Source organism: Pararhizobium sp. LjRoot238, assembly GCF_964252955.1.
GTDB lineage: Bacteria > Pseudomonadota > Alphaproteobacteria > Rhizobiales > Rhizobiaceae > Pararhizobium.
The window spans coordinates 367,611-388,392 of the sequence record NZ_CAXUPP020000001.1; the positions used below are offsets into that span (position 1 = coordinate 367,611).

A 20,782-nucleotide genomic window follows, 5' to 3' on the forward strand; every position below is an offset into this window, starting at 1 on the left:
CTCCATGGCAATGTAATGCAATTTCTTGCGCATTATATGATACTGGGTAAGGAAGCGAGTTGCCGATGGAACGTTCGATGCGGGAGCAGCATATGGTTAAACGGACATTTTTTGTAAAAGCGGTTTGGGACGCGGAGGCTAAGGTCTTTTACTCGGAAAGCGATATAGAAGGCTTCCACATCGAAGCCGACACAATCGACGAATTCGAAGACGTGATTTTCGATACCGCCATAGACCTGATTGTCGCCAACCACATGAGCTTGCCCGATCTTGCCGACAAGCCGTTGCGCGAGCTCATTCCCGCCATTCTTTGGCAAAGACCAGAGGTTCCGGCGGCGGCATAATGGCGCAAGGCTACTACAAGATCGTCTGCGATATCCTTCTTGCTCTCGGCTATGAATACCTGACAAATGCAAAGGGTTCGCACGAAAAATGGCAATCGCGCGCAACAGGTAAAATGGTGCTCGTTCCGCGAAACCTGAAGAGCCGACATACCGCGAACGCCATCCTCAAGACGGCAGGCTCCGACCGCAAACTTTGATCCGGCTGCCACAGAAGCACACCTTACTGATCGCATCAGGTTGAGCCGCGGTGCGACCTCAGTCCTTGGGGTTTGCCTGCATCACGGCCCGCAGCGCGTCGTTGATGCGATCCTGCCAGCCGGGGCCGTCATCCTGAAAATAGTGCAGGACGGCGCTGTCGATCTTGATCGACACGAGCTCTTTCGTTTCCGGCAGGGCACGCCTTTCGACGGCGGGTGCTGCCGGCTTCTTGACCGGCTTGAACAGGGCTTCTGCGGCATCCATGGCGCTGACGGGCCGGCGCGGCGTAGTGGCCATCGGGATCATCCTTTAAGGGTTTGTATCGGAAGCAAATGCGATTTTGCTGTCGATCATACTGAGCGGCCTGACGCCGGATAGCAAGGCTCGCGCCTCGGCCTCATCCTGCTTCATCTGCACCACCAGCGGATCGAGGCCGTCGAACTTCAACTCATCACGCAGATGGCCGAGGAAGGAAACGGAACAGATTTCGCCGTAGAGATCGCCCGAAAAGTCGAAGACGAAGGTTTCAAGCAGGGCGACACCATCGCTGTCGACCGTCGGGCGCTTGCCGAAACTGGCAACGCCGTCATGGATGCTGCCGTCGGCGCGGCGGAAGCGCACTGCGTAGATGCCGTTGCGCAATTCGACTTCGGGGGGCAATCGCATGTTGGCAGTGGGATAGCCGAGCGTGCGGCCGAGCTTCTTACCGCCGATCACTTCGGATTCCACCGTGTAGCGGTAGCCAAGCATTCCGGCCGCCTGAGCGACGTCACCCTCGCCGAGCAGCCCGCGGATATGGCTGGAAGAGATCACCGAGGCGTTCTCATCGCGAAAGGCATCGACGAGTGTGACGCCAAAACCGTTTTCGCCGCCGGCCGCCATCAGGAAGGCGGGACCACCTTCCCTGCCCTTGCCGAAATGGAAGTCGAAACCGGTCACGACGTGGCCGGCGTGCAGCCAGTCCATCAGCACGGAGCGGATGAAATCGGAGGCGGAAAGCTCTGAAAAGGTGCGGTCGAACGGATATTCGATCACGGCCGAAAAGCCCATGCCTTCGAGGATGCGGGCCTTGAGCGGCGCCGGCGTCAGACGGAAGACCGGATGGTCCGGGCGAAAGACTGTGCGCGGATGCGGCTCGAAGGTCAGCACCAGGGCCGGAACGCCGCGCGCCCGCGCCTCCTCCAGCGCCCGGTTCAACACCGACTGGTGACCACGATGCACGCCGTCGAAATTGCCGATGGCGATGACGCCGCCCCTCAAGGCTTGCGGCAATGGTTCGCGGGTCTCGTTGCGATGGAAAACCGTCATATCCGTAGTCTCTTTCAAGCCAGCCTGGGCATCCACCACTTCGGCGCCGCACCCTCGCTTTTCAGGAATGCCGTGAGTTTCGCCTCATCCGTCTTTTCAGCATTCATATACTCGAGCGCATGGATACCGGCGCTGATATAGAGAATATCGAGGCCGAAATCCTGCGCTCCCTTGACGTCGGTCGGCATGCCGTCGCCGACGGCTACGACCCGCGACAGATCGAGCCCGCCGCGAACGGCCTTCGCTTCCGACAGCGAGGCGCGGTAGATCGGCACGTAGGGCTTTCCGGAAATCCGCGTTTCGCCACCCAGTTCAGCATAGACCTTGGCGATGGCGCCGGCGCAGGGGATCAGCCTGTGGCCGCGCTCGACGACGAGATCCGGGTTGGCGCAGATGAACGGCACCTTGCGCCTGGCCATGCCGGAAAGCGTTGCGCGGTAGTCTTCCGGAGTTTCAGTCTCATCGTCGAAAAAACCGGCGCAGACGATGATCTCGGCATCCTCGGAAGAAACCATTTCGACACCGAGGCCATCAAGCAGCGGCAGGTCACGTTCGGCGCCGATGAAATAGATCTTTTTCGGGCCAGCCGAGATCAATGCGCGGGTGACGTCGCCGGAGGTGACAATGCGGTCATAGGCTGTATCAGGCACGCCGAGGCCGCGGATCTGGACGATGACGCCGGGATGCGGGCGCGGCGAATTGGTGATGAGGACAACGGTCAGCCCCCTGGCTCGGGCTTCTGTCAGCGCCTCGCAGGCTTGCTTGAAGGCCGCGACACCATTGTGCAGCACGCCCCAGACATCGCACAGAACGACATCGTAACGGTTGGCGATGTCGCGAAAACTGTTGATCCGAACGGCCATGCTGGCTTCCCGCAGAAAAAATATTCGGGGTGACATCGCAGGCAGGCGCCGAAAACACAAGACTCCTTGCGGAAATTGGCGGCCGAATCCCAAGGATTCGGCCGGGAAACGCGGATGGACCTTTTAAATGCTGCTGATCAGCCAGCCGGCGCCGGCGCAGACGACAAGCGTGGTCACGATCCCGCGCTTCTGCTTGAAGAGCAGCAGGGCTGCCAGAAGCGTGAGCAGGAATGCTGCCGGCTGAAACGTCTGCCAGGCAGGAAGCGGCATCGACAACGGCCAGACCACATACCGGCTAACCTCTGCGAAAAGAACGTGCAGGCCAAACCAGAGCGCCAGGTTGAGAATGACGCCGGTGACCGCCGCCGAGATCGCCGCCAGCGCACCCGAAAGCGCCCTGTTGTTGCGCAATGTCTCTATATAGGGCGCGCCGAGAAAGATCCACAGAAAGCAGGGAATGAAGGTGACCCAGGTCGCAAGTGTTGCCCCCAAGATGCCGGCCCAGAGCGGGTCGAGACCGAGCGGTGCGCGAAAAGCGGCCATGAACCCGACGAAGGAGAGCACCAGCACGAGGGGGCCTGGCGTCGTTTCGGCCAGCGCCAGACCGTCCAGCATCTCGCCGGGCCTCAGCCAGTGATAGGTCTCGACCGCCTGCTGGGCGACATAGGCAAGCACGGCATAGGCACCGCCGAAGGTCACCACCGCCATCTTGGAGAAGAACAGGCCGATCGCGGTATAGACGTTGTCAAAGCCGAGTATTGTGCCGATGACGACGAACGGCGCGATCCAGAGCGCCGCCCAGACGCCGAAGACCCGGACCGCCCGGCCCCAGGATGAGACGACATCCGGGAAATCGCTGTCGATGACCGAGGGCTGGTCGGCCTGCTTCGCCGCCGCCATGGTTCTCCCTTCCGCCGATTGCGCGCGGGTGGCGACGTAGCCGGCGACGCCCGCCGCCAGAACGACCAGCGGAAATGGCAGATCGAAGAAGAAAAGCGCCGCGAAGGCGAAAGCGGCGACGATCACGGCAAAACGGGTTTTCACTGCCCGGCGGCCGACGCGGATGACCGCCTCGATGACGATCGCCAGCACCGCCGCCTTCAAGCCGAAAAACAGCGCGGCGAGCCAATCCGTCTCCTGGAACAGCGCGTAGGCCGACGACAGGCCAAGGATGACGAAAAACCCCGGCAACACGAACAATGTGCCGGCGACGATGCCGCCGCGCGTGCCGTGCAACAGCCAGCCGACATAGGTGGCAAGCTGCTGCGCTTCGGGACCCGGCAAAAGCATGCAGAAATTCAAGGCATGCAGAAACCGGCTCTCGGAAATCCAGCGTCGCTCCTCCACCAGTTCCCTGTGCATAAGCGCGATCTGGCCCGCCGGGCCGCCGAAACTCAAGAGCCCGATCTTCGCCCAGACCCTGGTGGCCTCGGCGAATGTCGGATGCAGCGGCGGCGACTGTATCTGCACCGCCTCATTCATTGTCTTTGCTCTTCTTCGCGACGTGCTGCACCCATTCGTGTTTTTCCTGCGTGGCGTCGCGCGCCCAGCGATAGAAGGCGTCGTAAAACGTCATGCCCGCCTCCAGTTGCTCCAGATCGTCGGCAAACATCCGCGAGAGGCCGAGCGACGCCGCGAGCAGACCGGCGGCTTCGGGAACCAGATCGAGCCGGTCGGTATCGGCCGCGCGGACAATCAGGGTGAGATGCTCAAGTGCCGGAAATGAGAGACCAAATTCCTTGACCATCGTGTCGAAGGTGCAGTCGTCGCCCCTGTGGCTCCAGAAGACATTTTCCACATCGAACGGCGTCGCGCCGAAACGATCTGCGACGGCTTCGACTTCCGGGGCCGAAACGAAGAGAAACGTCGCGGCTGGATCGACGAAGCGGCGGATCAGCCAGGGGCAGGCAATGCGATCGATCTTCGGGCGCGAGCGCGTGACCCAGACCGTTCCGCCATTCGCGTTTTCACCCGGCAGGGCAGCGACTGGAACGAGTGGCAGGTCTGCTGCCTGCCAGGCTTCAAACCCGCCTTCGAGCGTCTCTGCCTCGGCGCCGGCATTTCGCAGCCAGGCGGCGACGCCTTCGCTGAGCTTCTTGCCCTTCTGGCAGACCACAACGACCCAGCGGCCGCGATAATCCGCCCCCCATTGCCGCACATCGGCGTAAGGGCGCCGGAAAGACGCGGGAAGAAGAAGCGGCTGGGCGGCGAAATCCTCATCGTCGCGCACATCGATAACGACCGGGCCCTTGGGGGTGCCGATCAGGCGGACAAGTTTTTCGGTGGAAATAGCGTTATACGAGGCCATGGTTTACGTCCTTTTCGAGGGATTGGACGCGAAGTGATGGCATGACGCCTCGTGGGGCATTCGCAGACCCCATGCGCAAATTAGACAAAAAAGCCGGAACCAAGTCAATCATTTTCGCCGCAAAAGAATCTGCCGGCCCATTCTTGACTCAATCGGCAGCCATCCTTATCTCCGGATCGCTAGCACTCACGCAATAGGAGTGCTAACATCCATCCATCGGGTCGGTTCACGATCCGTGAAGTCATTTGATCGAGGGATTAGACAATGACAAGCACCAATTTCCGTCCTCTGCATGACCGCGTCGTCGTACGCCGCGTCGAGTCTGAAGCCAAGACCAAGGGCGGCATCATCATTCCGGACACCGCCAAGGAAAAGCCGCAGGAAGGCGAAATCGTCGCCGTCGGCACCGGCACCCGTGACGACAAGGGCGCTCTCATCGCTCTCGACGTCAAGGCTGGCGACCGCGTTCTGTTCGGCAAGTGGTCGGGCACCGAAGTCAAGCTCAACGGCGAAGACCTTCTGATCATGAAGGAAGCCGACATCATGGGCGTCATCGGCTGATCCTGGCCGGTTCCCTTCTCCACAATTCCATAAAACCAATTGGGCACCAGCCCGGGAGTTTTTAAAATGGCAGCCAAAGAAATCAAGTTCGGCCGCACCGCGCGCGAAAAGATGCTGCGCGGCGTCGACATCCTCGCTGACGCAGTCAAGGTAACGCTCGGCCCGAAGGGTCGTAACGTCATCATCGACAAGTCGTTCGGCGCACCGCGCATCACCAAGGACGGCGTTTCCGTCGCCAAGGAAATCGAACTCGAAGACAAGTTCGAAAACATGGGCGCCCAGATGGTCCGCGAAGTTGCTTCGAAGACCAACGACATCGCCGGTGACGGCACGACGACTGCAACGGTTCTTGCCCAGGCCATCGTTCGCGAAGGCGCCAAGAGCGTTGCCGCCGGCATGAACCCGATGGACCTGAAGCGCGGTATCGACCTCGCTGTTACCGCCATCGTCAAGGACATCGTTGCCAAGTCCAAGAAGATCAACACTTCGGAAGAAGTTGCCCAGGTAGGCACGATCTCGGCAAACGGCGAGACGGAAATCGGCCAGTACATCGCTGACGCGATGCAGAAGGTCGGCAATGAAGGCGTCATCACGGTTGAAGAAGCCAAGACCGCCGAGACCGAGCTCGAAGTCGTCGAAGGCATGCAGTTCGACCGTGGCTACCTCTCGCCCTACTTCGTAACCAACCCGGAAAAGATGGTTGCCGAACTGGACGACGCTTACATCCTTCTCCATGAGAAGAAGCTCTCCAACCTGCAGGCAATGCTTCCGGTTCTCGAAGCCGTCGTTCAGACCGGCAAGCCGCTCCTCATCATCTCGGAAGACGTCGAAGGCGAAGCCCTTGCGACCCTCGTCGTCAACAAGCTGCGTGGCGGCCTGAAGATTGCTGCCGTCAAGGCTCCGGGCTTCGGCGATCGCCGCAAGGCCATGCTGGAAGACATCGCCATCCTGACCGGTGGCCAGGTCATCTCCGAAGACATCGGCATCAAGCTCGAAAACGTCACGCTCGAAATGCTCGGCCGTGCGAAGAAGATCTCGATCTCCAAGGAAAACACCACCATCGTTGATGGTCATGGCAAGAAGGCTGAGATCGAAGGCCGCGTTGCCCAGATCAAGGGTCAGATCGAAGAGACCACCTCCGACTACGACCGCGAGAAGCTGCAGGAACGTCTTGCCAAGCTCGCTGGCGGCGTTGCAGTCATCCGCGTCGGCGGTGCGACTGAAATCGAAGTCAAGGAAAAGAAGGACCGTATCGACGACGCCCTCAACGCAACGCGCGCTGCCGTTCAGGAAGGTATCGTTCCTGGCGGTGGTACGGCTCTGCTGCGTGCCTCGATCGTTCTCAACATCAAGGGCGCCAACGACGACCAGACGGCCGGTATCAACATCGTCCGCAAGGCGCTGCAGTCGCTGGTTCGCCAGATCGCTGAAAACGCAGGTGACGAAGGTTCGATCGTGGTCGGCAAGATCCTCGAAAGCGGCACCGACAACTACGGCTACAATGCCCAGACCGGCGAATATGGCGACATGATCGCCATGGGTATCGTCGATCCTGTCAAGGTTGTTCGCACGGCCCTGCAGAACGCAGCTTCGGTTGCCGGCCTGCTCGTGACCACCGAAGCCATGATTGCAGAACTTCCGAAGAAGGAATCTGCTGGCGGCGGCATGCCTGACATGGGCGGCATGGGCGGCATGGGCGGCATGATGTGATAAGGCGTCTGCCTTATCACGAATGACGACCATACGGCTTCGCCCATGATCCAAAGTGCTTCAGCGCGCCAAGCGCGCTGAAGTGGCGGCATGGGCGGCATGATGTGATAAGGCGTCTGCCTTATCACGAATGACGACCATAAGGCTTCGCCCATGTCCAAAAGTGCTTCAGCGCGTCAAGCGCGCTGAAGTGGCGGCATGGGCGGCATGATGTGATAAGGCGTCAGCCTTATCACGAGTGACGACCATACGGCTTCGCCCATGATCCAAAGTGCTTCAGCGCGCCAAGCGCGCTGAAGCGGCGGCATGATGTGATAAGGCGCCTGCCTTATCACGAATGACGACCATAAGGCTTTCCGGGTTTCCGGATTGAGAGGGGGCGGGCCGCGAGGTCCGCCTTTTTTCGATCGCGATACAAAAGTTGATTAATGCCCCCAAGAAAAGTCCGCACCTACGGCATTTAGCCCATTGCCTAAAGGTGTGCGAATCATGTTCTGATTGCATTCATGGAAACGTCTTACAATCGGGAATATCTACTCCAGACCGCAAAATATTTGTCAGAAGACCATTGAAGCGGGAGTAAAAGCAATTATAACTCCGCTCCAAGTGAACCTAGATTGACGTGGATGTAATATCCAGAAAGATCGACAACAGGATTGTGCAATTTTTCAGCACCAACTGTGCTCCTAACATCGTTTTATCTTCAATTATAATACTGATAGATTTTCCTCGCGTACAATTTATTTTTTTCCTAGCCGAAGACCGGTCAGGACTTGAAAGTTTAGATTTGCATCAGTTATAGATTACAGGATCGGTAAACGTATTTACCGCATCCCTGATACTTGCTTGCAAAATAGAAATTGTTTCTTTCGAACCCTTGATGGGAATAGGCGAATGAATTTCAGACTTTGCGCATATTTCGGGGCCGGCCATGTTTAGGATTGCAAGAGCGGGTCTTTCCCAGTTTTCCGACGCAGATTCCTTGGCGCTTGGCGAAAGTGGGCAGAAATTGCTGAACCAGTTCTGCTTTTCAGAAGGATGGGCCGGCAATCTCTCGAACGGCTTGTTTCGGCTTGGTGAAACCGCTGCAGCAATGCATGGCTTGCACCAGCCCGAATGCGGCCTGCTCAATCTCGTGCGCTGCTATGACAGTGCCGACCGCAATCATGTTCTGCAGCTTTTCGAGCAGGCGGCAACGAGGTCCTCGTCCTTCTGCTTCTCGACCACCATCATCCTGGCGTCCGGCCAGAAGCAGCCGGTCTTCTGTGTCGGTGAATCGAGCGGACTGGAACAGCGCTATTGCGGGTCGATGCTCGGCGTCTTCTTCTTTCCCCGTTTCCAACTGGAAACACAGGGACGGATTTTCAGCCACCATCAGTAGGGTGGTGACCGGTCAAGGCAGCAGCGTCTTCAAGTCCGCTTCAGGATTTTCGAGGATGACGCGGTCCGGCGTCAGCCCGAGATCGAGCAGTTTCTTGCCGGTCACATAGGCCTTCGCATCGTTGAGCGCATCGACGGCAATCAGCTTGCCCTGCATGAAGTACCAGACGGAGACGCTACCTTCGCGCTGGCCCTTGCGTACGATCGTCTCGTCGTGACCGAGGCCGAAACCGGCGATCTGCAGCTTGACATCGTATTGATCGGACCAGAACCAGGGTTTCGGATCATAGGGCGCCTCGCCGCCGGCAAGCAGGGCAGCCACCGCCTCCGCCTGATCGACGGCGTTCTGGACCGATTCAAGCCGTATGCGCATACCCTTCCACGGCAGCACGGCACAATCGCCCATGGCGCGGATGGCGGGATCTAGGGTGCAACCGAATTGATCGACGACGATGCCATTGGCGACCTCGAGGCCGGCGTCGTGGGCCAGCGCGTCATTGGCCGTCACGCCGATACCGACGATCACCAGATCGACCGGGATGGTCGAGCCATCGGTCAATTCGGCGGCGGTCACATGTCCATCCGTGCCGGTCAGCCGGACAAGTCCGGTGCCTTCGCGGATGTCGACGCCGCGTATCTTGTGGATATCACGCACCAGATGAGAGGTCGCAGCCGAGGCGACGCGTTGCAGGATGCGATCAGCCATCTCGATGACCGTGACATCGAGCCCGCTCGAGCGCGCGATGGCAGCGGCTTCCAGGCCTATATAACCGCCGCCGATGATCAAGGCATGCCTGCCGGGCTTCAACTCATCCGCAAGGCGATCGGCATCGGTGAAATCGCGCACGACGAAGACACCGTCGAGATCGCCACCGAGGCTGGCGGGCAGTTTGCGCGGGGTCGAGCCGGTGGCAAGCGCCAGCACATCATAGTCGAGCTTCGAGCCGTCGCTCAGCGTCACAGTCTTGGCGGCGCGGTCGATGGCGGTAACGGTTGTCGAAAGCCGCACATCGACATTGTGCTCGGGGTACCAGCTCTCCGGCCGGTAAAGCAGCCGGTCGAGGTCCATTTCGCGCAGCAGATATTTTTTCGACAGCGGCGGACGCTGGTAGGGAAGACTGGCTTCCGCGGCGACGATCGTCGCCGGACGTTCGTCCTTCAAGGCCCGAAGCTTGGCTACCAGGGCAAAGGCCGCCTGACCGCCGCCTGCAACAACAAGTCTACCTGCCACGTTTGTTCCACCCGTCGAGAAAGCTTCTTTCCCGAGAGGTAGCCTGTCCGCCCAAGCGACGTCAACATAAGCCTCGTCAACATGGGCGGACAGCATGGAATGACCCGATCAATCGCGCCTGGGGATTTCCATGCCCTGCTGCGTGGCCGGGCGGACGAGGCCGCGATCGACCCAGGCCATGACATTCGGGAAGCTCGAATATTCCAGCACATCGGCGCCGCCATAGAATTTGCGGGCGCCCTCGATCCAAGGAAAGGTGGCAATGTCGGCGATCGTATATTCGTCGCCCATCAGCCACTGGCGGCCCTCCAGTCGGCCTTCCAGAACGCTGAGAAGCCGCTTGGACTCGTCGCGATAGCGCTCCATCGGATAGGAATTGTTGGCGACCTTGTCGGCGGCGAATTTGAAGAAATGACCGAACTGGCCGAGCATCGGCCCGACGCCTCCCATCTGGAACATCACCCAGCAGAGTGTCTCGTAACGACCGGCAGCATCGGCCGGGATCAGCTTGCCGGTCTTTTCCGCAAGATAAACGAGGATGGCGCCGGACTCGAACAGGCCGATCGGCTCTCCATCCGGACCGTTGGGATCGATGATCGCCGGGATGCGGCCGTTCGGATTGAGGGAAACGAATTCCGGCGACTTCTGATCGTTGTTGCCGAAATCGATCCGGTGCGGCTCATAGGCCAGACCAAGCTCTTCCAAGGCGATGGAGACCTTCACGCCATTCGGCGTCGGCAGGGAATAAAGCTGAATGATATCGGGATTTTTGGCGGGCCAGCGGGCGGTGATCGGAAAAGCAGCGAGATCGACCATGGAGAACTCCTTGAGATGGGAGTCGGAATATAGGACAGTCGTGTCCAGAATGTTAGACTAGAGAGTGCATGCGCCGCGCTTTTTTCGATGTTGTTCGCAGATGTGCTCCCTCATCTTCGCATTCAACAGCGATCATTGCGGCCAGTAGCATTTTATCCTACTCTATTCACAAATGACTTCCGGAGCCATGTCATGGTTGAAAAGCTGAGCATCACGCTTCCCACCGAAATGGTAAATGCCATAAAGAGCCGCGTCGAATCCGGCTCCTACGCTTCGACAAGCGAAGTCCTGCGCGAAGCGATGAGAACCTGGCTGCGCCTGGAAGAGGAACACGAAGAGCGTCTCGCAAGCCTTCGCGCGCAGGTGCAGCACTCGCTGAACGATCCCCGGCCGAACTTGTCCGGGAAGCAGGTGCGGGAACGGCTTGACGCGCTCTCCGTGAAACACGGCAGTTGATCGAGAATGAAGCGTTTGCCGGTTGAATACCGTCCGCAAGCAGTGGACGATATAGAGCAGATATTCAGATATGTTCTCGAAACAAGCTTTGACGTCGTAACCGCCGTTCGGTTCACAGACCGCCTTTTTGGACGGTGCGAAAAAATCGGCGACGCACCCTTTGGCGGCGTTTCGAGAGAGGATCTTGGTCCTGGTATCCGGATCGTGCCGTTCGAAAGAAAAGCTGTCATCCTCTACGCCGTTCGCGATCAGGCCGTCTGGATCACCAATATTTTTTCAGGCAGGCGTGACTATGAGGCGCTGCTGCGGCAAACGCCCACGGATGAATGAATACCATCGACGGGAGACTATCCGAGAGCCCCGCGCACAGCCTCGACTATCTTCGCCACCAGCGGATCTCCCTCATGCTCGGCCTTGCGCGCCCGCACCAGGCAGGCCTCGGACTTGAGCATGATGCCGTCCGACAGGATCTTCAGGTGATTGGCCTTGAGCGTCGATCCGGTCGAGGTGATGTCGACGATGATATCGGCGGAGCCGGAGGCCGGCGCGCCTTCGGTGGCCCCTAAGCTTTCGACGATGCGGTAGAGCTGGATGCCGTGCTTCGCGGAGAAGAACTGCTGGGTCAGGCGCCAGTATTTCGTGGCGATCGCCAGCCGCCGCCCGTGACGCGCTCGGAAATCGGCGGCGACGTCGCCGAGATCGGCCATCGTGTCGACATCGAGCCAGATTTCCGGAACGGCAACAACGACATCGGCATGGCCGAAACCGAGCCGGGCGCAGAATTCGACGCGGGAATCCACCTCGGATAATCCTTCGCGGATCAGGTCTTCGCCGGTGACGCCGAAATCGATCGAGCCGTTGCCGATCTCGCGGGAGATTTCGGAGGCCGAGAGGAAGGCGATCTCGACGTCATCCAGACCTTCGATGCGGCCGCGATAGGACCGCTCATTGCCAACGGCGACGATCTTCATGCCGGCTTTCTCGAAGATGGCGGAGGCGTCGTCCTTCATCCGGCCCTTGGAGGGCAGAGCGATGGTAATGGTCATCGGGCGGCCTCCCCTTTTGGCTTGGCCAGCGCCTGTTCGATCCGGTCGAGCCAGAGCGAGAAACCGACCGCCGGAATGCGCTCCTTGGCGCCGAGCAGCGTCATCAGTCGGTCAAAGCGGCCGCCACCGGCCAGCACCGCCGAGGAGCCGTCGATGACGATCTCGAAGACGAGGCCGGTATAATAATCGAGCGGGCGTCCGAAGGCGGCGCGGTAGGTGAGAAGCGCCGGATCGACGCCGGCATTGCCGAGGGCGGCGACCCGCGCATCGAAGCGCGACAGGGCGCCGTCCAGTTTCAGCCCGGATTTTGCCGCAAAAGCAAACAGTGCCGCCGGCGCCTCGGCAAGCGGTATGCTGAGCGACAGGAACTCGCGCAAGAGGCCGAGCGTGCGGCCATCGAGCGCGGTCTTTTCCAGCGCCCGCTTCTCCTTCAGCCTTGCAGCGATTTCCTTCGGACTGCGGCTGGCATTGGTGGAATAGCCGGTTGCTTCCATGGTCTCGTCGAGATGGGCGATCAGCGTCGCGTCGTCGCCCGAGGCCAGAAGCGCCTCGATCTCGGCGCTGAGGCCCGTCACCGGCTGCGGGCTCGAAAGCCGCGTCAGCAGGGCGTCGATCTGCGCCGAATTGCCGAAGGCGTGGATCAGGCGCTTCTGCCAGCCGGCGGGCAGCCCGCAGGCAGCGACCACGGCTTCAAAGACCGACTGGTCGCCGAGCGTGACCTTCAGGGTCTGCCCCGGCAGGCGGGCGCTCAGGATTTTGATCGCATCACTGATGGCACGGGCGTCGGCGCCGGCCACATCCGTTTCGCCCAGGTCCTCGATGCCGGCCTGGTAGAATTCGTTGGCACCTTCCCGGCGCTGACGAAAGATTTCGCCGAGATAGGAATAACGCTGTGGCGTACCCGTCGCAGTCTCGATATGGCGCAGGCAGACGGGAATGGTGAATTCCGGGCGCAGGCACAGGCTTTTTCCCGTCTCGCTCTCGGTCATGAAGATGCGGCGGCGCAAATCCTCGCCCGCCATGTCGAGAAACGGCTCGGCCGGCTGGATCACCGGCGTATCGACGCGCAGCGTCCCCAGCCGCTCGAAATCAGCGAGCAGATCGGCGGCAAAGGCTGGGAGGTTGATCAGGGGCATGAACCGGCAATTTTCCTTCAGGACGCCAAGGGTTGAATCAGTTCGATGCGGTTGCCGAACGGATCATAGACATAGACCCGCTCATAGTCCTCCAGCGGCTCATCTTCAACAACCCGGCAGCCCGCTGCCTTCAGCTTTTTCGCCAAGGACGCGACATCGTCAACCAGGAAAGCCGGGCGAGCCTTGAGCGCAGGTCGAAAATCCTGCTCGACGCCGAGATGAACCTTCAACGCGCCCGCTTCAAACCAGCAGCCACCGCGTCCCGCCAAATTGACGGGTTTGACCCGCTCGGGAATTCCGAGCAGTCCCGTGTAAAATGCGCGCGCTGCCACCTCGCCGCCGGCCGGCATGGCAAGCTGGACATGATCAATGGAAAGGAGCGCTACCACGGGCGTTCTGTTTGTGAGGAGGCTCCGCGACACCCCCCTCTGTCGGCGACGCCGACATCTCCCCCACAAGGGGGGAGATCGACCGCAACTATCGTGCCTCCCTTACAGAGAAGCCGACGAGGGAAAAGAATAATCTCCCCCCTTGTGGGGGAGATGTCACGCAGTGACAGAGGGGGGTAAACTCTCCTCAACCTCAAGCGTCCTTGCCGTTCCGCGCCCGATCCTCAGCCTGCGCCGCCAGTATCTCGCGGACCTTGGCGACGAGATCGCCTTCCGGCACGGAGACCTGCGCCACGCGGGCTTCGCGCCAGGCCACATTGTCCTCGATCTCGCCGGACAGGCGCTTGCCCTCGATCAGGTCCTTGATCTGCACGACACCCTGCGAGCGCTCGTCGCCGCCCTGGATAATGGCAAGCGGCGAGCCGCGGCGGTCGGCATATTTCAGTTGGTCGCCGAAATTCTTCTTGTTGCCCTGGTACATTTCGGCGCGGATGCCGGCAGGCTTTCCGTTTTCGTCCTTCGCATTTCGCAACATCTGCGTGAATTGCTGGTACTTGCCGAGGCTTTCCGTGTCGCGGTCCATGACGCAGACGACGACCGGCGCGATCACCTCTTCCATGCCGAGCTTGCCGAGGTTCTTCAGCGCCGTCATCAGGCGCGAGACGCCAATAGAGAAGCCTGTGGCGGGCACCGGCTGGCCCATGAAGCGCGAGACGAGGCCATCATACCGCCCGCCGCCACCGACCGAGCCGAAGACGACCTTTTCACCTTTTTCGTTGGTGACAGGGAAGGTTAGCTCGGCTTCGAAGACGGGGCCGGTGTAGTATTCGAGGCCGCGGACGACCGAGGGGTCGATACGGATGCGGTCAGGCTCATAGCCTGCTGCACGGACGAGTTTTCGGATAACCTCAAGCTCATCCAATCCGTCCTCAATGCCAACAGGCAGCGTTTCGAAATTGACCCAATTGCGCAGGTATTTTTTGTAAGCATCAATTGAGAACGGCTTTTTCCAAGGATAGCTAAGTATGCGGTGATATCCGGCCAGAATTCGTAGTTGCTCGGCATTCAGTCCAGCACCCTTGGTGAAATCGCCACTCTCGTCCTTGCGACCGGCACCCAGCAATAACGCCACACCCTCAATGCCAAACTTATCCAGTTTATCGATGGCCCGCAGCACGTTCAGACGCGCATTGGCATTCTCATCGCCACCAAGCCCGATCGCCTCGAGCACGCCATCCAAAACCTTGCGGTTGTTCACCCGGATCACATAATCCCCGCGCGCAATGCCGAGCGCCTCCATCGTGTCGGCCATCATCATGCACATTTCGGCATCGGCCTGGACGCCGGCGGCGCCGACGGTGTCAGCGTCGAACTGCATGAACTGGCGGAAGCGGCCCGGGCCCGGCTTCTCGTTGCGGAAGACGTAGCCGGCGCGGTAGGTGCGGTAGGGCAGCTGGATGTCGTTGAAATTTTCGGCGACATGGCGGGCGAGCGGCGCGGTCAGGTCGTAGCGCAGGCTCATCCACTGCTCGTCGTCATCCTGCAGCGAGAAGACGCCTTCGTTCGGGCGGTCGGCGTCGGGCAGGAATTTTCCCAGCGCATCGGTATATTCGAACAGCGGCGTCTCGACCGGGTCGAAGCCATAGCGTTCATAGACTTCGCGGATCTTGCCGGTCATCTCATCGACGGCGCGGATATCGGCGGCGGAGCGATCGACGAAACCGCGCGGCAGGCGCGCCTTCAGCTTCTGGGGCTTCTTCTTTTTATCGTTCATGGGAGGTCCGCACTTTCAGCGTCGATCGGTCATTTTGATCGGTCATGGGAATTGGCGCTTTCCCTATCCGATCAAGGCCAAGGCGGCAAGTCTCTGCGCGGTTTCGAACGGCTCCAAGAGCATCGTCCGGCGCGCTTTGGCTGGGGCGACATGCATTAAAGCGGCCGCGACAGCGTATCCCAGTTATGGACCACCGCGCCCTCGGCCATCGGCGCCTCGGTCTGCGGGATGAGGATCGAATGGGTATCGCCACGGATGACGCCCTTCAATTCGGACTGGAAGCTCATCCGCTTGAACTGCACGAAGCCGTCCGGAATGGTCGTCACCGACATCGAGGCCCCGCCGTAGAAATCGATACTGGCAAGCTCGCCCGCCTTGAGGCTCGCGACGATGGCGCGATCTTCGATGAAATCGTGGTAGAGCCCGGTCATGTAGCGGCGGATGCTCTTGCCGACCATCGCCCGCATCAGCGGCGTTTCGGCAAATTCCTGCCGCGAACCGGCGAGGTAGCGGATATCCTCGCCTTCCCAGAGGTTGCGGCTATCACGCGCATTGACGATCGACCGCAAAAGCACGTTTCCGGCATAGACGTCGGCCCTGCGCAGGAAATCGACGATCGCGCCGGTGGCGCGCAGATCGGGCGTTGAAATGCCGCGCTCCCAGCGCGAAACCGTCGGCAGGGAAAAGCCGAGCTTCCAGGCGATATCGCCCTGGCTGAGGCCCGCCTTCAGCCGGTAGTCCCGAAGCTGCGTAACCAGTTCACCCTGCACCAAAATCATCGACATGCCGTGTTTTCCAAAATCCAGGATTGAGTAACTTACAGAATCAAAACCAAAAGGTCAGCAAATGATCAATCCACGGCATTTAAGTTGCGGTTTTTGTGCACTATTTTCAATTCCATAGGGAGCGTTTCCCGCAGTGTGAAGCGGAACGATGAAACACAAGAACAATTCTTTTTTCCCGGCGGGTAAAGCCCTATTTCGTAGGCGCAACCGCCTTGATGGCAAAAACCGTCTCGTTTTTGCAAAAGCCGCCCGTGCGGCGGGAGAGCAAGGAGCGGAAGACGACATGCTGCAGTTGATGAAACCGGGATTCGGCACGATCCTGCCTGAAGACAGCCGCGCTCATGAAGGATGGGTCGAGGCGCTGGCGGGGCAGGACTACCTTATCGAAAGGTGGCATTGCGACCTTTCGACCGGCATCTTCACTGTCGGGGAGACAGCCCAAACACGGCACGGCCTTGGCGACAGGCTCTGCGGGTTGCTGGATATCATCCGCAACTATCACCCGGATCATCACAAGACGGTGCTCAACATCCTCGAAGAGGCCACCGCCGTGGCGTCCTCCTTCTATTTCTGCACGACGCTGCAGGAAGAGGATGGTGGCGCCGAGCCGGTTTTCTGCATCGGGACCTCGACCATGATGGGCGTTTCACCGGCCGGCGGGCGCATGCAGGGTATCTTCGCCTTCTCACCGGCGGAGGGCTAAGCCGCCTCGTCAAGAAAGCGCGCCGCCGGTCTTTTCTTTGATAGGCCGCACTCCTATCTTCACGGCCATGCGCGCTGTCATCCTCATCACTGCCCTCTTCTGCGCCCTGATCAGCGGCTGGACGGCATCGCTTGCCCGGGTGCAGGATCTGGGCGGTATAATGACACTGCATCACGGAGGCGCAGCCGTGGGCCATGGCGCATCCTCGGCCCTTGGCCAGGATCGCTGCGCGCCGGAGGCAAAGAGCTGCGATCATCATCCGCAGACGGTGCATCCGCTGCTCTGTGCGGCCTGTTTCGCGGTCGTCCTCGACACACCCGACCATGGCCGCGACGAACTTGCCAGCGCGACAATCCGGCCGCGGCCGCAGAAGCGGCTGCAGGCGACGGCCCTCGAGCCGCAGTTCCCGCCTCCCAAGGCATTTCTCTCGGTTTCCTGAACGCGGAGACAACTTCGCATTTTACGATTTTCAGAAACGAAAGAGAGCACAGGATGTCTCTGAGACCAATCATGGCCGCCGCGATGCTGGCCCTAACCTTCACCACCCCAGCCGCCGCGCAGGAGATGATGGATCACGGATCCATGCAAGGCATGACGGAGCCCAAGGGCGACAAGGGGCCCTCCAGCAAGGCCTTCGCCGAAGCCAATGCGAAGATGCATGAAGGGATGGATATCACCTTCAGCGGCAATACGGATGTCGACTTCGTGCGCGGCATGATCGCCCATCACCAGGGGGCGATCGACATGGCGAAGATCGAGCTTGAATACGGCAAGGATGCCCAGTTGCGCAAACTCGCCGAAGACATCATTTCCGCCCAGGAAGCGGAGATCAAGATGATGAAGGAATGGCTCGCCAGAAACGGCGGTTGATCCTCCATTCATGAAGCGCGACGCCGGAGCTTGTCTCCGGCGTCTGCGCGACACCTCTTTTCGCCCCACGTTGACCGAAGACCATGACAGGCACATAATTCTGTCAGGGTGTGGGAGGACATCATGAAAATCTTCAAGAATATTGCCGGCATCTTCGTCATATTGCTCGGCGGTCTCTGGATGCTACAAGGTTCCAATATCATTACTGGCAGCCCCATGTCGGACAACAAGGAATGGCTGGTGATCGGCGTCATGATGGTGATCTTCGGCGCGGTTCTTCTTTACATGAACAACAGACCGACGGCCCGCTTGCACTGAGCATCCGGCCGAGAGCGGTTTACGGGCGGACGAAAGACACCCGCATCTGCTCGACCTTTACCCGGCAATAGCACCCCTCGACGTGGTCGTTGACCAGACCCATTGCCTGCATGAAGGCATAGACCGTGGTCGGGCCGACGAAGGTCCATCCGCGCTTTTTCAGATCCTTGGATATCATGACCGAGGTTGGCGTCGTCGGATTGGCGATGATCGCTTCGTAGGTGACGACCTTCGGGCGCTCATTCGCGCCCGGCTCTTGGCTCCAGAAATAACGGGCGAGCGTGCCGAACTCGTATCTCAGTTCCTGCGCCCGCTTGGCATTGTTGATCGTCGAAACGATCTTGCCGCGGTGGCGGACGATGCCGGCGTCGGCAAGGCAGCGTTCGATATCGGCATCGCCGAAGCTGGCAACCACATCGAGATCGAAGCCAGCGAAGGCGGCGCGGAAGGCTTCACGCTTTCTGAGAATCGTCAACCAGGACAGACCGGATTGGAACCCTTCGAGGCAGATCTTCTCGAACAGCCGGATATCGTCGGCCATCGGCCTGCCCCATTCCTCGTCATGGTAGCGCTGGTAGTCCTCCAGATTGGCATGCCAGGCGCAGCGCTCGAGGCCGTCCGCGCCGGTGATGATTCCGTTTGCCGTCACGCAATTCTCCCTGTTTTTCCGTGCTTTACCATTTGCCAACCATAGTCCTAAAGCGGGCAATAACCCTACCCAAAGCTTTACCCCGCCGAATGCCTTTTAATGAACCGGCATTTACCATTCGGTTGTCCCCCGGTGCCACCATCCCCCCATTCCGCCAAGCCTCTTGGCGTTCATATCCCGCCCGCCATCCGCCCACCCTGCGGACGGCGGAGCTATGAGACAGTCCCGGCGAAAGGTAGCGAGACCGCCCGATGATGAAGAAAACCCTTATCCTTGCCACGTCCCTTTTCGTGGCGTTTTCCACCCTTGCGGAAGCGCAGGACCGCTATCAGAACCGCCCGCCGGTCGTCATCAGCCCGGACCTCACCGCGCCTTGGGTGACCCAGCTTAGCGGCAGCGTCCAGCCGGTCGTCTACCGTCAGCAGCGCCCTATAGGAGTTCAGGGCGAGCGCGCCACCCGAAAACAGTATCTGTTCCAGCGCCGTGTCAAGCGCTCCGGCGCCGCCGTTGCGCAGCCGGTGGCAATGACGCGGGCACAGAAGCCGGCGCAGCGCCAGTTCGATCCGCAATTCCTGCCGCAGACCGTCACGTACGAAACGATGGAAAGACCGGGCACGATCGTCATCGATACCAACAGCCGTTTCCTCTATCTCGTCACCGGCAATGGTGAAGCGCGGCGTTACGGCGTCGGCGTCGGCAAGCCGGGCTTCGAATGGGCCGGCGTCCACAAGGTGACCCGCAAGTCCGAATGGCCGGTCTGGACGCCGCCGTCCGAAATGATCGGGCGCGAAGCGGCAAAGGGGCATTATCTGCCCGCCAGCATGGAGGGCGGCCCGGCCAACCCGCTCGGCGCGCGCGCCATGTATCTCGGCTCGACGCTCTACCGCATCCACGGCACCAACGCCCCCTGGACGATCGGCTTTGCCGTCTCGTCGGGCTGCATCCGCATGCGCAACGAGGATGTCGTCGATCTCTACGAACGCGTGAAAATCGGCACCAAGGTCATCGTGATCTAGCCCCGAACGGCCTGAACGTGGCCTTTCGGCAACAGGGGTTACCGGGGTTACACTTGTGTCGATCACATTTCCTCTATCCAAGACCCGTTAGACTTGCGTAAAACGCGATATTGAATAGCGTTTCGCAGCTTAGGGCTGGAGAGGGAATCTTGTCGATGAAATATGCCTTGCAGACATTGGCCGCAATCGGTTTTGCGGCCGCTGTTACATTTGGCGCGTCGAGCGCGTCGGCTTTCATGCCGGGTCAGCCGGCAGGCGCGAAGTCCGGGTCGGACATCACGCTGGTGGCGATGGAGAAGAAACCGGCAAAGCAATTCTGGCGCACCAAGGTGCGGCTGAGTACCGACGAGGCGCCGGGCACCATCATCGTCGATACCAACAACAAGTACCTCTATTACATCGAGGGTCCGAACAGGGCGACCCGCTACGGCATCGGCGTCGGTCGCGATGGCTTCGGCTGGTCGGGCGTCGTCAAGGTGCAGCGCAAGGCGGAATGGCCGGGATGGACGCCGCCGCCGGAAATGATCGCGCGCGAACGCAAGAAGGGCCGCATCCTTCCGGCCTATCAGGAAGGCGGCATCGACAATCCGCTCGGCGCCCGGGCGCTCTATCTCTACAAAGGCAGGAGCGATTCCGGGTTCCGCATTCACGGCACCAATCAGCCCTGGACGATCGGCCAGAACATGTCGTCCGGCTGCATCCGCATGATGAACAAGGATGTAGAGCATCTCTACAAACGTGCCGGCATCGGCACCAAGGTCATCGTCATCGGGCCTGGCAACAAGCAGGGTGATGTTTCCTATGACGATCGCGGCGTGGATATTCTGCGCACCATCTTTGGCGGCTGATGACACCCACCTCCCCCTTGAGGGTGGAGGTCGCGACGAAGTCGCGGGTGGGGGTGATCCCTTTCTTGTCGCG

General features: G+C 60.0%; 26 protein-coding genes. 13 read left to right on the forward strand and 13 right to left on the reverse strand.

Annotated elements, in window-relative coordinates:
* Window positions 1–65 precede the first annotated feature (65 nt).
* Window positions 66–344 carry a DUF1902 domain-containing protein gene (locus ACSQ3F_RS01930; RefSeq protein WP_436098668.1) on the forward strand — a complete coding sequence of 93 codons (279 nt, stop codon included), beginning with the start codon at window positions 66–68 and terminating at the stop codon, window positions 342–344.
* Window positions 344–541 carry a type II toxin-antitoxin system HicA family toxin gene (locus ACSQ3F_RS01935; protein ID WP_436098669.1) on the forward strand — a complete coding sequence of 66 codons (198 nt, stop codon included), beginning with the start codon at window positions 344–346 and terminating at the stop codon, window positions 539–541. Before ACSQ3F_RS01930 ends, ACSQ3F_RS01935 begins: the two co-directional genes overlap by 1 nt.
* A 58-nt stretch (window positions 542–599) precedes the next feature.
* On the opposite strand, the gene ACSQ3F_RS01940 is transcribed toward ACSQ3F_RS01935, so the two are convergent.
* The 5 genes from ACSQ3F_RS01940 to ACSQ3F_RS01960 all read right to left on the reverse strand — a co-directional run bounded on the left by ACSQ3F_RS01940 (window position 600) and on the right by ACSQ3F_RS01960 (window position 5,021).
* A complete protein-coding gene (locus ACSQ3F_RS01940; RefSeq protein ID WP_436098670.1) occupies window positions 600–839 on the reverse strand; it encodes a BrnA antitoxin family protein in 240 nt (79 codons plus the stop codon).
* 12 nt (window positions 840–851) lie between these two features.
* Entirely contained in the window at window positions 852–1,850 is a 999-nt protein-coding gene (locus tag ACSQ3F_RS01945; RefSeq protein WP_436098671.1) for a bifunctional riboflavin kinase/FAD synthetase, read from the reverse strand.
* A gap of 14 nt (window positions 1,851–1,864) precedes the next feature.
* Complete coding sequence (locus ACSQ3F_RS01950) at window positions 1,865–2,713, reverse strand: TIGR01459 family HAD-type hydrolase (RefSeq protein WP_436098672.1); 849 nt, start codon at window positions 2,711–2,713, stop codon at window positions 1,865–1,867.
* A gap of 123 nt (window positions 2,714–2,836) precedes the next feature.
* Window positions 2,837–4,195: a chromate efflux transporter gene (gene chrA / locus ACSQ3F_RS01955; RefSeq protein WP_436098673.1), complete on the reverse strand. Its 1,359-nt coding sequence runs from the start codon at window positions 4,193–4,195 to the stop codon at window positions 2,837–2,839.
* Complete coding sequence (locus tag ACSQ3F_RS01960) at window positions 4,188–5,021, reverse strand: chromate resistance protein ChrB domain-containing protein (RefSeq protein ID WP_436098674.1); 834 nt, start codon at window positions 5,019–5,021, stop codon at window positions 4,188–4,190. The genes chrA and ACSQ3F_RS01960 overlap by 8 nt, the downstream gene beginning before the upstream one ends.
* A 264-nt stretch (window positions 5,022–5,285) precedes the next feature.
* Between ACSQ3F_RS01960 and groES the strand changes: the two genes are divergently transcribed.
* From groES to ACSQ3F_RS01975, 3 genes are all read left to right on the forward strand, one after another.
* Window positions 5,286–5,582: a co-chaperone GroES gene (groES, locus tag ACSQ3F_RS01965; RefSeq protein ID WP_037124760.1), complete on the forward strand. Its 297-nt coding sequence runs from the start codon at window positions 5,286–5,288 to the stop codon at window positions 5,580–5,582.
* Between the two features lie 66 nt (window positions 5,583–5,648).
* Window positions 5,649–7,292 carry a chaperonin GroEL gene (groL, locus tag ACSQ3F_RS01970; RefSeq protein ID WP_436098675.1) on the forward strand — a complete coding sequence of 548 codons (1,644 nt, stop codon included), beginning with the start codon at window positions 5,649–5,651 and terminating at the stop codon, window positions 7,290–7,292.
* Between the two features lie 931 nt (window positions 7,293–8,223).
* Window positions 8,224–8,673, forward strand: coding sequence for a hypothetical protein (locus ACSQ3F_RS01975; protein ID WP_436098676.1), 450 nt, complete (start codon window positions 8,224–8,226; stop codon window positions 8,671–8,673).
* 12 nt (window positions 8,674–8,685) lie between these two features.
* Here the strand turns inward: ACSQ3F_RS01975 and ACSQ3F_RS01980 are convergent, their stop codons facing one another.
* Window positions 8,686–9,903 (reverse strand): NAD(P)/FAD-dependent oxidoreductase, encoded by a 1,218-nt coding sequence (locus ACSQ3F_RS01980; RefSeq protein ID WP_436098677.1) that lies wholly within the window; start codon window positions 9,901–9,903, stop codon window positions 8,686–8,688.
* Window positions 9,904–10,011: 108 nt separating this feature from the next.
* A complete protein-coding gene (locus tag ACSQ3F_RS01985; RefSeq protein ID WP_436098678.1) occupies window positions 10,012–10,719 on the reverse strand; it encodes a glutathione binding-like protein in 708 nt (235 codons plus the stop codon).
* Window positions 10,720–10,911: 192 nt separating this feature from the next.
* Between ACSQ3F_RS01985 and ACSQ3F_RS01990 the strand changes: the two genes are divergently transcribed.
* Window positions 10,912–11,175 carry a type II toxin-antitoxin system ParD family antitoxin gene (locus tag ACSQ3F_RS01990; protein WP_436098679.1) on the forward strand — a complete coding sequence of 88 codons (264 nt, stop codon included), beginning with the start codon at window positions 10,912–10,914 and terminating at the stop codon, window positions 11,173–11,175.
* Between the two features lie 6 nt (window positions 11,176–11,181).
* The gene (locus ACSQ3F_RS01995) at window positions 11,182–11,505 is read left to right on the forward strand and encodes a type II toxin-antitoxin system RelE/ParE family toxin (RefSeq protein WP_436098680.1); all 324 of its coding nucleotides are present in this window, start codon (window positions 11,182–11,184) and stop codon (window positions 11,503–11,505) included.
* 17 nt (window positions 11,506–11,522) lie between these two features.
* Here the strand turns inward: ACSQ3F_RS01995 and hisG are convergent, their stop codons facing one another.
* The 5 genes from hisG to ACSQ3F_RS02020 form a co-directional block, all read right to left on the reverse strand.
* On the reverse strand, window positions 11,523–12,221 hold the full coding sequence (gene hisG / locus ACSQ3F_RS02000) for an ATP phosphoribosyltransferase (RefSeq protein ID WP_436098681.1): 699 nt from the start codon (window positions 12,219–12,221) through the stop codon (window positions 11,523–11,525).
* On the reverse strand, window positions 12,218–13,357 hold the full coding sequence (locus ACSQ3F_RS02005; protein ID WP_436098682.1) for an ATP phosphoribosyltransferase regulatory subunit: 1,140 nt from the start codon (window positions 13,355–13,357) through the stop codon (window positions 12,218–12,220). Before ACSQ3F_RS02005 ends, hisG begins: the two co-directional genes overlap by 4 nt.
* 17 nt (window positions 13,358–13,374) lie before the next feature.
* Window positions 13,375–13,707 (reverse strand): VOC family protein, encoded by a 333-nt coding sequence (locus ACSQ3F_RS02010; RefSeq protein ID WP_436098683.1) that lies wholly within the window; start codon window positions 13,705–13,707, stop codon window positions 13,375–13,377.
* 232 nt (window positions 13,708–13,939) lie between these two features.
* Window positions 13,940–15,520 carry a histidine--tRNA ligase gene (hisS, locus tag ACSQ3F_RS02015; RefSeq protein ID WP_436098684.1) on the reverse strand — a complete coding sequence of 527 codons (1,581 nt, stop codon included), beginning with the start codon at window positions 15,518–15,520 and terminating at the stop codon, window positions 13,940–13,942.
* 155 nt (window positions 15,521–15,675) lie between these two features.
* Window positions 15,676–16,305 carry a helix-turn-helix domain-containing protein gene (locus tag ACSQ3F_RS02020; RefSeq protein ID WP_436098685.1) on the reverse strand — a complete coding sequence of 210 codons (630 nt, stop codon included), beginning with the start codon at window positions 16,303–16,305 and terminating at the stop codon, window positions 15,676–15,678.
* Window positions 16,306–16,588: 283 nt separating this feature from the next.
* Between ACSQ3F_RS02020 and ACSQ3F_RS02025 the strand changes: the two genes are divergently transcribed.
* From ACSQ3F_RS02025 to ACSQ3F_RS02040, 4 genes are all read left to right on the forward strand, one after another.
* Window positions 16,589–17,008, forward strand: coding sequence for a hypothetical protein (locus ACSQ3F_RS02025; protein ID WP_436098686.1), 420 nt, complete (start codon window positions 16,589–16,591; stop codon window positions 17,006–17,008).
* 67 nt (window positions 17,009–17,075) lie between these two features.
* A complete protein-coding gene (locus tag ACSQ3F_RS02030; RefSeq protein ID WP_436098687.1) occupies window positions 17,076–17,447 on the forward strand; it encodes a hypothetical protein in 372 nt (123 codons plus the stop codon).
* Between the two features lie 53 nt (window positions 17,448–17,500).
* Complete coding sequence (gene copM / locus ACSQ3F_RS02035; protein ID WP_436098688.1) at window positions 17,501–17,878, forward strand: CopM family metallochaperone; 378 nt, start codon at window positions 17,501–17,503, stop codon at window positions 17,876–17,878.
* Between the two features lie 123 nt (window positions 17,879–18,001).
* Entirely contained in the window at window positions 18,002–18,196 is a 195-nt protein-coding gene (locus tag ACSQ3F_RS02040; RefSeq protein ID WP_436098689.1) for a hypothetical protein, read from the forward strand.
* Between the two features lie 19 nt (window positions 18,197–18,215).
* Here the strand turns inward: ACSQ3F_RS02040 and ACSQ3F_RS02045 are convergent, their stop codons facing one another.
* Window positions 18,216–18,845, reverse strand: coding sequence for a DNA-3-methyladenine glycosylase I (locus ACSQ3F_RS02045; protein WP_436098690.1), 630 nt, complete (start codon window positions 18,843–18,845; stop codon window positions 18,216–18,218).
* A gap of 251 nt (window positions 18,846–19,096) precedes the next feature.
* Between ACSQ3F_RS02045 and ACSQ3F_RS02050 the strand changes: the two genes are divergently transcribed.
* Window positions 19,097–19,861 carry a L,D-transpeptidase gene (locus ACSQ3F_RS02050; protein ID WP_436098691.1) on the forward strand — a complete coding sequence of 255 codons (765 nt, stop codon included), beginning with the start codon at window positions 19,097–19,099 and terminating at the stop codon, window positions 19,859–19,861.
* Between the two features lie 155 nt (window positions 19,862–20,016).
* Window positions 20,017–20,709, forward strand: a complete 693-nt coding sequence (locus tag ACSQ3F_RS02055) for a L,D-transpeptidase (RefSeq protein WP_436102012.1) — start codon at window positions 20,017–20,019, stop codon at window positions 20,707–20,709.
* Window positions 20,710–20,782: the final 73 nt, after the last annotated feature.

Excerpts from the sequence above, each read along its gene's own strand:
- ACSQ3F_RS01930 (WP_436098668.1), top strand. The coding sequence starts at position 66 with ATGGAACGTTCGATGCGGGAGCAGCATATGGTTAAACGGACATTTTTT.
- ACSQ3F_RS01935 (WP_436098669.1), top strand. The coding sequence starts at position 344 with ATGGCGCAAGGCTACTACAAGATCGTCTGCGATATCCTTCTTGCTCTC.
- ACSQ3F_RS01940 (WP_436098670.1), bottom strand. The coding sequence starts at position 839 with ATGGCCACTACGCCGCGCCGGCCCGTCAGCGCCATGGATGCCGCAGAA.
- ACSQ3F_RS01945 (WP_436098671.1), bottom strand. The coding sequence starts at position 1,850 with ATGACGGTTTTCCATCGCAACGAGACCCGCGAACCATTGCCGCAAGCC.
- ACSQ3F_RS01950 (WP_436098672.1), bottom strand. The coding sequence starts at position 2,713 with ATGGCCGTTCGGATCAACAGTTTTCGCGACATCGCCAACCGTTACGAT.
- chrA (WP_436098673.1), bottom strand. The coding sequence starts at position 4,195 with ATGAATGAGGCGGTGCAGATACAGTCGCCGCCGCTGCATCCGACATTC.
- ACSQ3F_RS01960 (WP_436098674.1), bottom strand. The coding sequence starts at position 5,021 with ATGGCCTCGTATAACGCTATTTCCACCGAAAAACTTGTCCGCCTGATC.
- groES (WP_037124760.1), top strand. The coding sequence starts at position 5,286 with ATGACAAGCACCAATTTCCGTCCTCTGCATGACCGCGTCGTCGTACGC.
- groL (WP_436098675.1), top strand. The coding sequence starts at position 5,649 with ATGGCAGCCAAAGAAATCAAGTTCGGCCGCACCGCGCGCGAAAAGATG.
- ACSQ3F_RS01975 (WP_436098676.1), top strand. The coding sequence starts at position 8,224 with ATGTTTAGGATTGCAAGAGCGGGTCTTTCCCAGTTTTCCGACGCAGAT.
- ACSQ3F_RS01985 (WP_436098678.1), bottom strand. The coding sequence starts at position 10,719 with ATGGTCGATCTCGCTGCTTTTCCGATCACCGCCCGCTGGCCCGCCAAA.
- ACSQ3F_RS01990 (WP_436098679.1), top strand. The coding sequence starts at position 10,912 with ATGGTTGAAAAGCTGAGCATCACGCTTCCCACCGAAATGGTAAATGCC.
- ACSQ3F_RS01995 (WP_436098680.1), top strand. The coding sequence starts at position 11,182 with ATGAAGCGTTTGCCGGTTGAATACCGTCCGCAAGCAGTGGACGATATA.
- hisG (WP_436098681.1), bottom strand. The coding sequence starts at position 12,221 with ATGACCATTACCATCGCTCTGCCCTCCAAGGGCCGGATGAAGGACGAC.
- ACSQ3F_RS02005 (WP_436098682.1), bottom strand. The coding sequence starts at position 13,357 with ATGCCCCTGATCAACCTCCCAGCCTTTGCCGCCGATCTGCTCGCTGAT.
- ACSQ3F_RS02010 (WP_436098683.1), bottom strand. The coding sequence starts at position 13,707 with ATGCCGGCCGGCGGCGAGGTGGCAGCGCGCGCATTTTACACGGGACTG.
- hisS (WP_436098684.1), bottom strand. The coding sequence starts at position 15,520 with ATGAACGATAAAAAGAAGAAGCCCCAGAAGCTGAAGGCGCGCCTGCCG.
- ACSQ3F_RS02020 (WP_436098685.1), bottom strand. The coding sequence starts at position 16,305 with ATGTCGATGATTTTGGTGCAGGGTGAACTGGTTACGCAGCTTCGGGAC.
- ACSQ3F_RS02025 (WP_436098686.1), top strand. The coding sequence starts at position 16,589 with ATGCTGCAGTTGATGAAACCGGGATTCGGCACGATCCTGCCTGAAGAC.
- ACSQ3F_RS02030 (WP_436098687.1), top strand. The coding sequence starts at position 17,076 with ATGCGCGCTGTCATCCTCATCACTGCCCTCTTCTGCGCCCTGATCAGC.
- copM (WP_436098688.1), top strand. The coding sequence starts at position 17,501 with ATGTCTCTGAGACCAATCATGGCCGCCGCGATGCTGGCCCTAACCTTC.
- ACSQ3F_RS02040 (WP_436098689.1), top strand. The coding sequence starts at position 18,002 with ATGAAAATCTTCAAGAATATTGCCGGCATCTTCGTCATATTGCTCGGC.
- ACSQ3F_RS02050 (WP_436098691.1), top strand. The coding sequence starts at position 19,097 with ATGATGAAGAAAACCCTTATCCTTGCCACGTCCCTTTTCGTGGCGTTT.
- ACSQ3F_RS02055 (WP_436102012.1), top strand. The coding sequence starts at position 20,017 with ATGAAATATGCCTTGCAGACATTGGCCGCAATCGGTTTTGCGGCCGCT.